The sequence below is a fragment of the Pelomonas sp. Root1217 genome, assembly GCF_001425705.1.
Lineage (GTDB): Bacteria > Pseudomonadota > Gammaproteobacteria > Burkholderiales > Burkholderiaceae_C > Pelomonas.
Window position 1 is genome coordinate 457,057 of sequence record NZ_LMDC01000023.1, and the last position, 13,329, is coordinate 470,385.

At 68.0% G+C, this 13,329-nt stretch carries 15 protein-coding genes; 7 read left to right on the plus strand and 8 right to left on the minus strand.

Annotated features, from left to right (window positions below; genetic code table 11):
- Positions 1–84 precede the first annotated feature (84 nt).
- The 7 genes from ASC95_RS16385 to ASC95_RS16415 form a co-directional block, all read right to left on the minus strand.
- Positions 85–1,269: an MFS transporter gene (locus tag ASC95_RS16385; RefSeq protein ID WP_369820618.1), complete on the minus strand. Its 1,185-nt coding sequence runs from the start codon at positions 1,267–1,269 to the stop codon at positions 85–87.
- A complete protein-coding gene (locus ASC95_RS16390) occupies positions 1,251–1,964 on the minus strand; it encodes a 16S rRNA (uracil(1498)-N(3))-methyltransferase (RefSeq protein WP_057298775.1) in 714 nt (237 codons plus the stop codon). Before ASC95_RS16390 ends, ASC95_RS16385 begins: the two co-directional genes overlap by 19 nt.
- A 32-nt stretch (positions 1,965–1,996) precedes the next feature.
- Positions 1,997–2,521 (minus strand): hypothetical protein, encoded by a 525-nt coding sequence (locus ASC95_RS31410; protein WP_057298776.1) that lies wholly within the window; start codon positions 2,519–2,521, stop codon positions 1,997–1,999.
- A 54-nt stretch (positions 2,522–2,575) separates the two neighbouring features.
- A complete protein-coding gene (locus ASC95_RS16400) occupies positions 2,576–4,249 on the minus strand; it encodes a long-chain-fatty-acid--CoA ligase (RefSeq protein ID WP_057298777.1) in 1,674 nt (557 codons plus the stop codon).
- A 100-nt stretch (positions 4,250–4,349) separates the two neighbouring features.
- Positions 4,350–5,825: an NAD(P)(+) transhydrogenase (Re/Si-specific) subunit beta gene (locus tag ASC95_RS16405; protein ID WP_057298778.1), complete on the minus strand. Its 1,476-nt coding sequence runs from the start codon at positions 5,823–5,825 to the stop codon at positions 4,350–4,352.
- Positions 5,822–6,139 carry an NAD(P) transhydrogenase subunit alpha gene (locus ASC95_RS16410; protein WP_057298779.1) on the minus strand — a complete coding sequence of 106 codons (318 nt, stop codon included), beginning with the start codon at positions 6,137–6,139 and terminating at the stop codon, positions 5,822–5,824. The genes ASC95_RS16405 and ASC95_RS16410 overlap by 4 nt, the downstream gene beginning before the upstream one ends.
- Positions 6,140–6,141: 2 nt before the next feature.
- Positions 6,142–7,257, minus strand: a complete 1,116-nt coding sequence (locus ASC95_RS16415) for a Re/Si-specific NAD(P)(+) transhydrogenase subunit alpha (RefSeq protein ID WP_057298780.1) — start codon at positions 7,255–7,257, stop codon at positions 6,142–6,144.
- Positions 7,258–7,341: 84 nt separating this feature from the next.
- Between ASC95_RS16415 and ASC95_RS16420 the strand changes: the two genes are divergently transcribed.
- Genes ASC95_RS16420 through ASC95_RS16445 form a run of 6 tightly spaced genes read left to right on the plus strand, consistent with a single transcriptional unit; the run spans position 7,342 to position 12,346 of the window.
- Complete coding sequence (locus tag ASC95_RS16420; RefSeq protein WP_057298781.1) at positions 7,342–7,839, plus strand: NUDIX hydrolase; 498 nt, start codon at positions 7,342–7,344, stop codon at positions 7,837–7,839.
- 23 nt (positions 7,840–7,862) lie between these two features.
- Positions 7,863–8,618, plus strand: coding sequence for a hypothetical protein (locus ASC95_RS16425; RefSeq protein WP_057298782.1), 756 nt, complete (start codon positions 7,863–7,865; stop codon positions 8,616–8,618).
- A gap of 12 nt (positions 8,619–8,630) precedes the next feature.
- Complete coding sequence (locus tag ASC95_RS16430; protein ID WP_057298783.1) at positions 8,631–9,332, plus strand: 2OG-Fe(II) oxygenase; 702 nt, start codon at positions 8,631–8,633, stop codon at positions 9,330–9,332.
- Positions 9,333–9,357: 25 nt separating this feature from the next.
- Positions 9,358–10,476, plus strand: a complete 1,119-nt coding sequence (mnmA, locus tag ASC95_RS16435; RefSeq protein WP_057298784.1) for a tRNA 2-thiouridine(34) synthase MnmA — start codon at positions 9,358–9,360, stop codon at positions 10,474–10,476.
- On the plus strand, positions 10,473–11,702 hold the full coding sequence (locus tag ASC95_RS16440; RefSeq protein WP_057298785.1) for a sensor histidine kinase: 1,230 nt from the start codon (positions 10,473–10,475) through the stop codon (positions 11,700–11,702). Before mnmA ends, ASC95_RS16440 begins: the two co-directional genes overlap by 4 nt.
- On the plus strand, positions 11,699–12,346 hold the full coding sequence (locus tag ASC95_RS16445; RefSeq protein WP_057299056.1) for a response regulator transcription factor: 648 nt from the start codon (positions 11,699–11,701) through the stop codon (positions 12,344–12,346). Before ASC95_RS16440 ends, ASC95_RS16445 begins: the two co-directional genes overlap by 4 nt.
- On the opposite strand, the gene ASC95_RS16450 is transcribed toward ASC95_RS16445, so the two are convergent.
- Positions 12,324–12,836: a CAP domain-containing protein gene (locus tag ASC95_RS16450; RefSeq protein WP_057298786.1), complete on the minus strand. Its 513-nt coding sequence runs from the start codon at positions 12,834–12,836 to the stop codon at positions 12,324–12,326. The genes ASC95_RS16445 and ASC95_RS16450 overlap by 23 nt on opposite strands.
- A 51-nt stretch (positions 12,837–12,887) precedes the next feature.
- Between ASC95_RS16450 and ASC95_RS16455 the strand changes: the two genes are divergently transcribed.
- A complete protein-coding gene (locus tag ASC95_RS16455) occupies positions 12,888–13,307 on the plus strand; it encodes a hypothetical protein (protein WP_057298787.1) in 420 nt (139 codons plus the stop codon).
- The last annotated feature ends 22 nt before the right edge of the window (positions 13,308–13,329 follow it).

Consider the following 13,329-nt stretch of genomic DNA (forward strand, 5'->3'; position numbering starts at 1 on the left):
GTCGCGAATGACGCGCCATCAAATTTGCTGAGATCTCCGCAGTCTCAGGAATCCCCTGCGCGCATTGCCGGGCGCCAGTGCTGTTCAGTCGCCGGCGCGTTTGGCACCCTGGTTGTACAGGACCACCAGGGCCGCGGCGCACATCGCAATGGGAACAAGGCTCGCCCAGTTCATCCACTGCCAGCCGCCCGTCGTGACCAGTGCGCCAGAAGAGAACGAGGTCAGCGTCATCGTGGCGTAGACGCCGGTATCCAGCAAACCCTGTGCACGGGTCTTCTCCTCGGGACGGTAGGCCTGCGTAAACAGCGTCGTGCCGCCGATGTAGAGGAAGTTCCAGCCAATGCCCAGCAGCAGCAGCGCGCCAAGGAAGTGGTCCAGGTCCTGGCCCGACAGCGCGAAGGCGACGCAGCCGAGGTTGAGCAGCACACCCACCGTCATGACCGGCAGCACGCCGACACGCTTGATCAAAGGTCCGGTGAAGAAGCTCGGCACGAACATGCCCAGCACATGCCATTGCAGCACCTTGCCGGCATCGGAGAACGGCAGGCCGCACTGCCCCATGGCGATGGGCGTGGCGGCCATCAGCAGGTTCATGACGCCGTAACCGAGCGCACTCGCAGCCAGCGCCACCATGAAGACCGGCTGGCGCAACAACTCGGCGCTGCTGCGGCCGCCGGCGCCGGGCGCGGGCCGGGTCAGCGCCGGAAAGTCGATCAGCGAGATCAGTACCAGGCCGGCCATGGCCACGCCGATCAACAGCAGATAGGCGCCGGCAAAAGGCGCCACCAGCAGGTTCTTGCTGGCGCCCGCCAGCCAGGGGCCGAGCACCGCGCCCAGGCAACCGCCCGCCAGCACCCAGGAGATGGCGGACTCGCGCTTCTCCGGCGCGACGATCTCGGTGGCCGCGAAGCGGTACAGGGCTGCGCCGGCGTTGTAGTAGCCCGCCACCAGCGTCGCGATGACGACGCCCCAGAACTGCTGGTTCAGCACGCTCCACAGTGACATCGCACAGCTGACGATGGCCACCAGCAGGCCGATCTGGAAGCCCCGGCGGCGGCCAAAGCGCAGCTGGTGGCGGCCCACCATGCGGGCCATCAGCGCGCCGCCGGCAACATAGGCACAGATGGGCAGCGTCGCCATCCATGGCCGCGGCGCCAGCGCCAGCCCGACCAGGCCGTTGATGGCCATGAAGCAGATGTTGTTGGTGAGGAAGAGGCCCTGGGCGAGGACCAGCAGCGCCAGCTTCTTGTTCACGTCAAGGAGAGCCACGACAGCACCGCCAGCGGCGCGGTGTCGGCGCGCAGCACGCGCGGGCCGAGCGTGACGGGCACAAAGCCACGGGTGCGGGCGGCATCCTCTTCGGCGTCATTGAGACCGCCCTCCGGCCCGCTGAGGAAGAGGGCTCGCTGCTGCGGGAAGGCCGCCACCGGCCCGGTTGCGCGCGGGCTCAGCAAACCCCGCCATTCGTCATCGCGATCGGGAAGCGCTGCGAGCCAGGCGGCCAGCGTCTGCACGGGCTCGATGCGAGTCGGCACCGTGCGCCCGCTCTGTTCGGCGGCGGCGACGGCCACGCCCTGCCAGTGGGCGCGCTTCTTGTCGGCCCGCTCGCCATTCAGGCGCAGCACTGAACGCTCGCTCATCAGCGGCTGGATGGCCGCGGCGCCGAGCTCGGTGGCCTTCTCGACCAGAAAGTCCATGCGGTCATTGGCCGGCATGACGACGGCCAGCGTCACGGCGCGGGCCAGCTCGCGCTGCGGCCGCTCGGCCGTGAGAAGACGAACCCGCACCTCGCTGCGGCCCATGGCAGTCACTTCGGCCTGCCATTCAGGGCCGCTGCCGTCGAAGAGGGTCAGCGCATCGCCGGGCTGCAGGCGCAGCACCTGCACATGGCGGGCGGCACCAGGAGGCAGGGCGATGTCGCCGTCGGTCACGGCAAGCGGGGTATCGACGAAGAAGCGGGGCAAGGCGGAGGGCGGGCGTGACGAGCCCGCCAGTATCAGCGCAAGCCGAGGGCGTCGCGCACGGCGGCCGCGGCGGCCTCGCCCTTGGCCTTCTGCACGCGCTCGACGAGCTGCAAGGCGAGGGCCTGGAGCGCCGACAGGCTGTCGGCACGCTCGACCTCGAGCGCGAAGGCATAGCCCTTGAACGGGCCGAGCAGCTTGGTCGCCTCACCGCTCAGATAGGTGTACAGGGCCGCGCGGTCGAGCAGCGGCGAGCCGCCAGCAGCCGCCGGCGCGGTGGCAGATGCCGCGGGTGCGGGGCTGGCCGCCACTGGCGCCACTGGCGCTGGTGCGGCAGCGCGCGGCTGGCCGCCTGCGCTCTGGGGTGCAATCAGCCCGTGCTGATGCAGCATCTCGAAGTCGGCCTCGCTCGCGCCGGCGACGAGACGCAGCCAATCACTGGCCGCCTTGCTTGCGTCCAGCACAAGCAACAGGTTGCGCGCGGTGCGAGACAGCGGCAGGGTCCGCGCACGGATCTCGGCGCGGCCAGCATCGGTTTTGGAATACAACAGGTCGAGCACGTTATCGGGCCTCGCCCACGAACGGCGTCACCGCTCGCAGGCCATGGGAAAGCATCAGCTCTTGTCCCGCAATTCCCTGCGCAGGATCTTGCCCACGGGCGTCTTGGGCAGCTCGGTGCGGAACTCAACAATCTTCGGGCGTTTGTAGCCGGTCAGGTTGGCTTCGCAATACGCACGAACGTCAGCTTCGGTGACATTCGGGTCTTTCTTCACGATGACGACCTTCACGGCCTCGCCCGCCTTCGCGTCCGGCACGCCGACAGCGGCGCACTCGAGCACGCCGGGCATCTGCGTGATGACGTCCTCGACCTCGTTCGGATACACATTGAAACCGCTGACCAGGATCATGTCCTTCTTGCGGTCCACGATCTTGAAATAACCCCGTTCATCGACGGTGCCGATGTCGCCGGTGCGGAAATAACCGTCGGCCGTCATGACCTTGGCGGTTTCATCCGGGCGCTGCCAGTAGCCGGCCATGACCTGCGGGCCGCGGATAGCGATCTCGCCGGGCTGGCCCATCGGCACCTCGTTGCCGTCGTCGTCCAGCAGCTGCAGCTCGGTCAGCGGCATTGGCAGGCCGATGGTGCCGCTGTAGGCCGTGCTGTCGGTCGGGTTGCAGGTCGCCGACGGGGAGGTTTCGGACAAGCCATAGCCCTCGACGATGGGGCAGCCGGTCTTCTCCAGCCACAGCTTGGCGGTGGCCTGCTGCACGGCCATGCCGCCGCCGACCGAGATGACGAGCTTGCTCCAGTCCACCGTGCTGAATTCAGGATGGTTGGCCATCGCCATGAACAGCGTGTTGACGGCCGGGAAACTGTGAAAGCTATGTGCGCTCAGCTCCTTGAACATACCCGGCAAGTCACGCGGATTCGGAATCAGCACATTGGCGCCGCCCATGTGCATGGACAGCATCATGTTCGTGTTGAAACCGAAGATGTGATACAGCGGCAGCGCGCAGATGGTGACGACCTGCTCGCCGGCCGGGATCTTCTTCAAGGCCGGCTGGTACCAGGCCTCGCTTTGCAGAATGTTGGCAACCAGGTTGCGGTGCAGCAGCACGGCGCCCTTGGACACGCCGGTCGTGCCACCGGTGTACTGCAGCACGGCGATGTCGTCCGGGCCGAGCTTGGGCGCCTTGTAGGTCAAGCCGCGGCCCTTGGCGACGGCGTCGTTGAAGCGCACGGCACCGGGCAGGTCGAAGGCCGGCACCATCTTCTTCACCTTGCGCACGACGTAGTTGACGATCATGCCTTTGGCAAAGCCCAACATGTCGCCCATGGCCGCCAGGATGACGTGCTTGGTCGGCACGTTCTTGATGACCTGCTGCAGCACCGAGGCGAAGTTCTCGATGATGACGATGGCCTTGGCGCCCGAGTCCTTGAGCTGGTGCTCCAGCTCGCGCGGCGTGTATAGCGGGTTGACGTTGACGACGACATAGCCTGCCCTGAGCACGGCGGCTACGGCCACCGGGTACTGGAACAGGTTGGGCATCATCAGCGCGACGCGGTCACCCTTCTCCAGCCCCAGGCTCTGCAGATAGGCGGCCAGCGCGCGCGAGGCCTCGTCCACCTGCCCGAAGCTCAGGCTCTTGCCCATCATCAGATAGGCGGGCTTGGCGGCGTTCTTCTTGAACGAGGTGTCCAGCAGGTCGACCAGGCTGGGATAGAGCGACACATTGACGTCGCGCGGCACGGCGGCCGGGTATTGCTTCAGCCAGATCGGCTCCATGCCTTTGTCTCCTCTTTTGTTGCGGCGATTCTGACCGAAGGCTGACAGCCAGCGGGTCAGGGGATTCGATAGCGACCTCCAGGGGTCGCCCTCCGCGTTGTTATTCGACCGCCTTGAGCATGTCCTCGACCACCTTCTTCGCGTCGCCGAAGACCATCATGGTCTTGTCCATGTAGAAGAGCTCGTTGTCCAGGCCCGCATAGCCGGCTGCCATCGAGCGCTTGTTGACGATGATGGTCTTGGCCTTGTAGGCCTCCAGGATGGGCATGCCGTAGATGGCGCTGCCCTTCACATGAGCGGCCGGGTTCACGACGTCATTGGCGCCCAGGATGATGGCCACATCGACCTGGCCGAACTCGCCGTTGATGTCTTCCATCTCGAAGACCTGGTCGTAGGGCACTTCGGCCTCGGCCAGCAGCACGTTCATGTGGCCGGGCATGCGGCCGGCCACCGGGTGGATGGCGTACTTGACGGTGATGCCCTTCTCGGTGAGCTTGGCGGCCAGTTCCTTCACGGCGTGCTGGGCGCGCGCCACCGCCAGGCCGTAGCCCGGCACTATGACGACGCTCTCGGCGTTGCCCAGCACGAAGGCCGCGTCGTCGGCGCTGCCGCTCTTGACCGGGCGGGCCTTGCCGTCACCCGCCGCGGCCGTGCCGACCTCGCCGCCGAAGCCGCCCAGGATGACGTTGAAGAAGGAGCGGTTCATCGCCTTGCACATGATGTAGCTCAGGATCGCGCCCGAACTGCCCACCAGCGAGCCGGCAATGATCAGCATCGCGTTATTCAGCGAGAAGCCGATGCCCGCCGCTGCCCAGCCGGAATAGCTGTTCAGCATGGACACGACGACCGGCATGTCGGCGCCGCCGATCGGGATGATCAGCAGCACGCCCAGCAGGAAGCCGAGCAGCACGATGAGGCCGAAGTCGATGGGCGACTGCGAGTGCCAGAAGCCGAACACGAAGAAGGCTGATGCCAGGCCCAGCACGGCGTTCAACGCATGCTGGCCCTTGAACGTGACCGGCGCGCCCTGGAAGAGGCGGAACTTGCTGCCGCCCGACAGCTTGCCCCAGGCGATGACCGAGCCCGTGAAGGTGATGGCACCGATGAAGGCGCCCAGCGCCAGCTCGATGCGGTTGCCGCCGGGAATGGGTGCCAGCGCGCGCGGGGCCACGCCGTCTTCCGGCGGGATGGCAGCCAAGGCCGCGTCCATCGCCGGCGTGATGCCGAAGGCCGCCGGCTCCGCGACCGCCGCCACCGCGATGGCCACCGCCGCCAGGCCGATCATGCTGTGGAAGAAGGCGACCAGCTCGGGCATCTTGGTCATCTCGACCGTCTTGGCCCGCCAGGCACCGTAGCCACCGCCGACGACCAGGCCGAGCAGCACCCAGGCCAGGCCCAGACCCGAGCCGGCCAGCTTGACGATGAGGGCGCCCGTCGTCAGCACGGCGATGGTCATGCCGACCATGCCGAAGAGATTGCCGCGGATGGACGTCGTCGGGTGCGACAGGCCCTTGAGCGCCTGGATGAAGCAGACGCTGGCGATCAGGTAGAGCAGCGTGACGAGATTGAGGCTCATTGCTTGGCCTCCACGTTGGTCTTCTTTTCCTTCTTTTTGAACATCTCCAGCATCCGCCGCGTGACCAGGAAGCCGCCGAAGATGTTGACCGCGGCCAGGGCCACGGCCAGCACGCCCATGCCCTTGGCAAACGGCGTCTCGGTCAGCGCCGCGGCCATCATGGCGCCGACGATGACGATGGCCGAGATCGCGTTGGTGACGGCCATCAGCGGCGTATGCAGCGCGGGGGTCACCGTCCAGACGACGTGGTAGCCCACGTAGATGGCCAGCACGAAGATGATCAGGTTGATGATGGTGTGGTCGACGACTTCCATGCTCAGCTCCGGGTCACTTGACCGTCTTGGGTGACGCGGCAGGCCGCGACGATGTCGTCATCCAGCGGCACGTTGAACGTGCCCTCCTTGGTGATGACGAGCTTCAGGAAGTCCAGCACGTTGCGCGCGTACAGCGCCGACGCATCGGCCGCCACCAGCGCCGGCAGGTTGGTCTCGCCGACGATGACGACCCCATGCTTGGTGACGGTCTTGCCGGCCTCTGTCAACGGGCAATTGCCGCCCGCGGGGGCCGCGATGTCGACGAGCACCGAGCCCGGCTTCATCGCCTTGACCATCTCCTCTGTGACCAGCACCGGCGCCGCGCGGCCCGGGATCAGCGCCGTCGTGATGACGATGTCCGCCGCTGCCACGCGCTTGGCGACCTCGGCCTTCTGCCGGTCCAGCCAGCTCTGCGGCATGGGCCGGGCATAGCCGCCCACGCCCTCGGCCGCTTCCTTCTCCTCGGCCGTCTCGTAGGGCACGTCGATGAACTTGCCGCCCAGCGACTCGACCTGCTCCTTCACCGAAGGCCGCACGTCGCTGGCCTCGATGACGGCGCCCAGGCGCTTGGCCGTCGCGATCGCCTGCAGGCCGGCGACGCCGACACCGAGGATGACGACGCGCGCCGCCTTCACGGTGCCGGCCGCCGTCATCAGCATCGGGAAGAAGCGCTGGTAGCGGTCCGCCGCGATCATGACGGCCTTGTAGCCGGCGATGTTGGCCTGGCTGGACAACACGTCCATGCTCTGCGCCCGCGTCGTGCGCGGTGCGGCTTCCAGCGCAAAGCTGGTCAGGCCGGCCGCGGCAAGCGCGGACAGGCCGTCGCGGTCGAAGGGGTTGAGCATGCCGACCAGGGCCGTGCCGGCCTTCATCAGCGTGAGTTCGTCGGCACCCGGTGCGCGCACCTTCAGCACCAACTCGCTGCCAAGCGCCGTGGCCTGGTCGACGATCTCGCAGCCCACGGCCTCGTAGGCCGCGTCCGTGACGCTGGCCGCGATGCCGGCACCAGCCTCAATGCGCAGCACATGGCCGGCGGCCTTCAGCTTCTTGGCCGTCTCGGGTGTGACGGCTACGCGGGTCTCTCCGGCCGCGCGTTCGCGCGGTACGCCGATCTGCATGGAAGCTCCTGTCGGGGGCAAGGGGTCGCGGCAGCTTACACAATGCCTGCGTCCGTCTACTGCGGGAATGCGCGAGGAGGTTTCATGACTGCCACAGACCGGTTTCGCCCCAGCGTCACTGTCGCCGCGGTGATTGCACGCGAGGGCCGCTACCTTTTGGTGGAGGAAGAAACGCCCGAGGGCTTGCGGCTGAACAACCCGGCGGGCCATCTGGAGATGGGAGAAAGCCCGGTCGAGGCCGTTGTGCGCGAGGCGCTCGAGGAGACGATGCGCGCCTTCGTGCCCGAGGCGTTTCTCGGTGTCTACCTCGCCCGCTTCGTGCGGCCGGTGCGATTAGAGGATGTCACCTATGTACGGCTGGCCTTCAGCGGCTCGGTCGGCGAAGAGATTGCCGGCCGCACGCTGGACGAGGGCATACGCCGCACGCTGTGGTTGAGCCTTGACGAGATCCGGGCCAGCCAGGACCGCCACCGCAGCCCGCTGGTGCTGGCCTGCATCGAGGACCATGCCGCCGGCCGCCGGCTGCCACTGGACAGCGTGAGTTCCGACCCCTCGCTGGCCGACCCGCGCCGGCTGGGTTGAAGGTTGGCCGCAGAATCCTTTAGATGCCACATACGCCCTCCCGCTTCCATCGTCAGCGCGTGGCCGCCTGCCTTGCGTTGCTGGGCTGGGCCGCGGGAGCGATGGCCCAGCCGCTGCCGCTGCAGATCGCCAGCTGGGATCGCACGACCAACCCGCTGATCGGCGTCAGCGAAGCGGTGCTGGTCCGCATGTATGCCGACGTCGGCCAGCCCATGCAGTTCATCGACCTGCCGGCGCGGCGGGCCGGCCTGCAGTTGGCCAGTGGCGAGGTGGACGCCAACACGCACCGGGCACGCGACTATCTGGACGCCAACCCGGGCGTCGTCGCCGTGGCCACGCCCCTTGGGCAGGTCCAGCTGCGCGCCTACACGCGCGACCCCACCTTGAGATTGGCGGGCTGGGCGGACCTGCCGCGCTGGCGCGTCGCGCATCTGCGCGGCGTCGTGCGCGTGGAGCAATTGATGCCCGCCGGCATGCACCGCATCGAGGCCGGCAGCCTGCGCGAGCTGTGGCGCCTGCTGGCCAGCGAGGCGGCCGACGTGGCCATCGTCAGCGAACTGGCCGGCAGCCCGGCGCAGAGGCCGGCCGGCGTCTCGGGGCTGCAGCGCCTGGACATCATTCTGGACGAGCACACCGTCCACCATGTCCTGGGCGGCCGCCACGCCGCTCTCGCCCAGAAGCTCAACGCCGCGCTGCTGCGCCTGCAGGCCAGCGGCGAGCTCGAGGCGCTGCGTCAGTCAACGCTGCAGGCCTTGCTCAAGCGCCAGGGCGGCGGCTGAAAATCGTCGCCAATGACAGCCCCTGATTTCATCGAGGTCTATGACCAGGCCCTGAGCGCCGAGGCCTGCCGCACGCTGATCGAGCGCTTTCAGGCCAGCAACCGCCTGCAGCGCGGCGAGACCGGCAGCGGTGTCGATGTCAGCTTGAAGGACAGCTGGGACATCGCCATCAGCCGTCACCCCGAGTGGGCCGACGCCTGCGAGCAGCTCAACAACGCCGTCATCGCCGGCTTCAAGCACTATCTGCGCCGCTATGCCCATCTGGCGCTGGCGCCGCTGAAGCTGCAGATGAATCGGCCCGACGGCAGCCAGGCCCTGCTGGACGCCGACGGCGTCGCTGCACTGAACGACGAGCTGCTGATGGGCTTGATCGCCAAGGTCTTCCGCCCCGGCGCCATCAACCTGCAGCGCTACCAGGCCGACCAGGGCGGCTACCCCTACTGGCATTGCGAGCAATATCCAAGGCTCGACCAGGGCGAGGCCCTGCACCGCGCCGTGCTGTGGACCATCTACCTGAACGACGAATTCGCCGAGGGTGAGACGGAATTCCTCTACCAGGGCCGCAAGATCGTGCCGCGCACCGGCAGCCTGCTGATCGCACCGGGCGGCTTCACGCACACCCATCGTGGCAACCGACCCAGGGGCGGCGACAAGTTCATCGCAACCTCCTGGGTGCTCTACCAGCGCGCCGAAAGCCTGTTCGCGGCCGGTTGAAAGCCCGTTTGGGACAATCGCGCCCATGAGTTCCAACAAGAAACACCGAGTCGTCGTCGGCCTGTCCGGCGGCGTGGACTCGGCCGTGACGGCCTACCTGCTGAAACAGCAGGGGCATGAGGTCATCGGCATCTTCATGAAGAACTGGGAAGACGATGACGACGACGAGTACTGCTCGACGCGCCAGGACTTCCTGGACGCCGCCTCCGTCGCCGACGTGCTGGGCATCGAGATAGAGCACGTCAACTTCGCCGCCGAATACAAGGACCGTGTCTTCGAGAGCTTTCTGCGCGAATACCAGGCCGGCCGCACGCCCAACCCCGACGTGCTGTGCAATGCCGAGATCAAGTTCAAGGCCTTCCTGGACCATGCGATGCGTCTGGGCGCGGAGAAGATCGCCACGGGTCACTACGCCCGGGTGCGGGAACTGAACGGTGAATTTCAGCTGCTCAAGGGGCTGGACCCGCTGAAGGACCAGAGCTATTTCCTGCACCGGCTTTCGCAGGCCCAGCTCAGCAAGACGATGTTCCCGGTCGGCGACCTGCCCAAGACCGAGGTGCGGCGCATTGCCGCCGAGATCGCCTTGCCCAATGCGAAGAAGAAGGACTCGACCGGCATCTGCTTCATCGGCGAGCGGCCCTTCCGCGAGTTCCTGAACAAATACCTGTCGCACCAGCCCGGGCCGATCAAGGACGAACGCGGCCGCAAACTCGGCGAGCATGTCGGCCTGAGCTTCTACACGCTGGGCCAGCGCCAGGGCCTGGGCATCGGCGGCGTGAAAGAGAAAGGCTCTCCGCGCGGCGGTGGCGAGCACGAGCCCTGGTTCGTCGCCGCCAAGGACATTCCGAGCAACACGCTCATCGTCGTGCAGGGCCACGACCATCCGCTGTTGCAGAGCCTGGCCCTGATCGCTGATGACCTGAGCTGGGTCGCCGGCCGCGCGCCGGCCACTGGCGAAGCGGCGGCCAAGACGCGTTATCGCCAGGCCGATGCACCCTGCGGCATGGGCTTCGACGCAAGCGGCCATCTGACCCTGCGCTTTCCTGATCCGCAATGGGCGGTGACACCGGGCCAGAGCGCGGTGGTCTATGACGGCGACGTCTGCCTGGGCGGCGGCGTGATTGCCGCAGCCATCGCTGAATGACCAAGTTCGACCGCCTGCTCGCGCGGCTGGCCGAGCCGGGCGTGGTGCTGCGCCTGGCGGCGCTGGTGGTCTGCGCGATGGAGCTGGTCAGCGCCGGCTCGGCGCTGCTGGGTGCGCGCACCGAACCCTATGACGGCCTGGTCGCCTGGCTCTGGCGCCAGCTCGGCGGTGATGTCAACGACCGCAGCCTCGTCGTCATCTGCGTGCTGCTGCTGGTGGCCTTCGTCGCCCTGATCTTGCGGCTCGCACGCCAGGGCCAGACGGCGCTGCCGGTGAACCAGCGCCTGGCCTGGCTGTTGCTGGTCGACCTGCTGGCCTTCGGCGTGACGCCGGGCCTGCCCTTCCTGGTCACGGCGCTGGGCGCGGTCGTGCTGCCAGCGCGGCTGGCCCTGGGTTTTGCGACCGCCCAGGTGGTGCTGAATACGGGCATCTATGTCTATGCGTCGACAACGGCCTGGCTGGACCAGTTCGGCATGCTGTTCGCCATGCTGGCCCTGCACGGCCTGGCCTTTGGTCTCGGGCGCATGGCCGCGGCTGAAGGCGAGAAGCGCCGCTGGCTGCAGGCCGTGCTGGCCGAGCAGATGTCGGGTGAGCACCTGCTGGCCGAGCAGATGCGCTACAACGAGCGCATGCAGATCGCCCGCGAGCTGCACGACCTGATGGGCCACCACCTGACGGCACTGAACCTGCAACTGCAGCTCGGTGGCGCCTTGCTGGCGCGCGAAGACACCTCGGGCGCGGGCCAGGCGATGGGGCGCGCCGAGGGCGTCGCGGCCCAGTTGCTGGCGGACGTGCGAGAGGCCGTGTCGCAGCAGCGCAGCTCGCAGCGCATTGACCTGTCCGCCGCGCTGCAGGCCCTGGCCGAGGGCATTGCCAGCATGCGCATCGAGCTGACGCTGGACGACGCCGCCCGCGACCTGGGGCCACGCGCGGCCCACGCGCTGCTGCGCTGCGTGCAGGAAGGCGTGACCAACAGCGTGCGCCACGCCGGCGCGCGTCGCGTGCAGGTGGAACTGCGCGGGCTAGGGGAAGGACGGGATGAAGTCACCGTCAGCATCGACGATGATGGGCGAGGCGCGCCGGGCTGGCGCGAGGGCCGCGCCGAGGGCTTTGGCAATGGCCTCTCGGGCATGGCCGAGCGCATGACCGAGCTGGGTGGGCAGATGTGCGTGACGCGCACCAGCCCGGGATTTCGAATCGAGTTGAGATGTCCACGATGGGTGTGATCAAGATCTTGCTGGTCGAGGACCAGCAACTGGTGCGTGAAGGCCTCAAGGGGCTGCTCGCGCTGCACGACGAACTCAAGGTCGTCGGCGAGGCCAGCGACGGCGCCGAAGCGCTGGAGTGGCTGTCCGCCGCTCCCGCAGATGACATGCCCGATGTCATCCTGTCCGACATGCGCATGCCGCGCCTGGACGGCATCGGCCTGATCCGCGCGCTGGCCGCGCGGGCCCTGCGCCTGCCGACCGTCCTGCTGACCACCTTCGACGACACGGCCGCTTTCGACGAAGCCGTGCGCGCCGGTGCTCGCGGTTTCCTGCTCAAGGCCATCAGCCCCGAGACGCTCGCCCAGGCCCTGCGCGACGTGCACGCCGGCGGCACCGCGCTGCGGCCGTCTCTCACCACGCGCATGGAGGCCAAGGGCGGCGAGCGCGCCTTCACGGCGGCCGACCATCCCGATCCGCTGTCACCGAAGGAGCTGCAGGTGCTGCGCCTGGTGGCCAGCGGCCGCAGCAACACCGAGATCGCCGGCCTGCTGGGCAACAGCGAAGGCGTCATCAAGAACCACTGCTCGGCCATCTTTTCCAAGATGGGCGTGCGCGACCGCACGCAGGCGGTGCTGCGCGCTATCGATCTGGGCTGGATTTAGGTCGCGCGGCGGGCGCTGCGAGATGCAGCACCCAATACCGCTGCAGCCGACCGGGCCCCGCCACGCAAGCCAGGCCGAACTCCTGGAAGTCAGCGGCCATCAGGTTCTCGCAATGCGCCGGGCTGGCCAGCCACTGCGCCATGGCCTCGTCCAAGGTCTCAGGGCCACCAGCCAGGTTCTCACCGGCTGAGCGCATCAGATAGCCCGCCTCGCGCAGCCGCGTGCGCAGCGAGGTGCCGGCGGCGCCAACATGGTCGATGCGGTCGCGGGCGGCCAGTTCCAGGGCGTAGCGGCGGGCTGAGTCCGCCAGCACGGGGCTGGCGCGCAAGGCTGCCGCGGCGGGCCAGAGGCGCTCGCCGCAGGCCTGGGGCTGGGCGCGCAAGGCGTTCAGGCTGGCCAACACCGCGTCACCCGCCGGCTGGCAGCCGTCCTGGGCCGCGGCGGGCGCCAAGCTGGCCAGACCGAGCAACAGAGGCAACAAGGCTCGCATCGCCGAATCCTAGTTGTTGCCAAGCGCCGAGGCGAAGCCCACCATCGCGGCATGAAACCACACCGACTGCTTGCCCTCCTGCTCGCCTGGGCCGCCCTCACCAGCTGCGCCCAGACGCCGCCCCCAGTCCCGCCCACGCCGGCCGCTTCAGCCGCGGCCGAAACCGAGTCCGTCCGGCTCGGTCGCGAGCTGCGCACGTTGATCGGCCCCGCGAACTGCAAGGCGGACTCGCAATGCCGCACCGTGGCCGTCGGTGCCAAGGCCTGCGGAGGGCCGGCCGGCTATCTGGCCTGGTCCAGCGAAAGCACGGACGCTCAACGTCTCGCCGAACTCGCCGCTCGTCAGGCCCAGGCCCACAAGCGCGAGATCGAGGCCAGCGGCATGCTCTCCAACTGCGCGATGGTGGCCGACCCCGGTGCGGCTTGCGTGGCCGGGCGCTGCCAGCTCGCCACGCCCACCAGTGCGCGCTGAAATTGGCGTCCGCATAGAAAAA

What these genes read in the sequence shown, in the direction of transcription:
- ASC95_RS16400 (WP_057298777.1), bottom strand. Translation starts at nt 4,249, where the DNA reads ATGGAGCCGATCTGGCTGAAGCAATACCCGGCCGCCGTGCCGCGCGAC.
- ASC95_RS16405 (WP_057298778.1), bottom strand. Translation starts at nt 5,825, where the DNA reads ATGAGCCTCAATCTCGTCACGCTGCTCTACCTGATCGCCAGCGTCTGC.
- ASC95_RS16410 (WP_057298779.1), bottom strand. Translation starts at nt 6,139, where the DNA reads ATGGAAGTCGTCGACCACACCATCATCAACCTGATCATCTTCGTGCTG.
- ASC95_RS16415 (WP_057298780.1), bottom strand. Translation starts at nt 7,257, where the DNA reads ATGCAGATCGGCGTACCGCGCGAACGCGCGGCCGGAGAGACCCGCGTA.
- ASC95_RS16420 (WP_057298781.1), top strand. Translation starts at nt 7,342, where the DNA reads ATGACTGCCACAGACCGGTTTCGCCCCAGCGTCACTGTCGCCGCGGTG.
- ASC95_RS16425 (WP_057298782.1), top strand. Translation starts at nt 7,863, where the DNA reads ATGCCACATACGCCCTCCCGCTTCCATCGTCAGCGCGTGGCCGCCTGC.
- ASC95_RS16430 (WP_057298783.1), top strand. Translation starts at nt 8,631, where the DNA reads ATGACAGCCCCTGATTTCATCGAGGTCTATGACCAGGCCCTGAGCGCC.
- mnmA (WP_057298784.1), top strand. Translation starts at nt 9,358, where the DNA reads ATGAGTTCCAACAAGAAACACCGAGTCGTCGTCGGCCTGTCCGGCGGC.
- ASC95_RS16440 (WP_057298785.1), top strand. Translation starts at nt 10,473, where the DNA reads ATGACCAAGTTCGACCGCCTGCTCGCGCGGCTGGCCGAGCCGGGCGTG.
- ASC95_RS16450 (WP_057298786.1), bottom strand. Translation starts at nt 12,836, where the DNA reads ATGCGAGCCTTGTTGCCTCTGTTGCTCGGTCTGGCCAGCTTGGCGCCC.
- ASC95_RS16455 (WP_057298787.1), top strand. Translation starts at nt 12,888, where the DNA reads ATGAAACCACACCGACTGCTTGCCCTCCTGCTCGCCTGGGCCGCCCTC.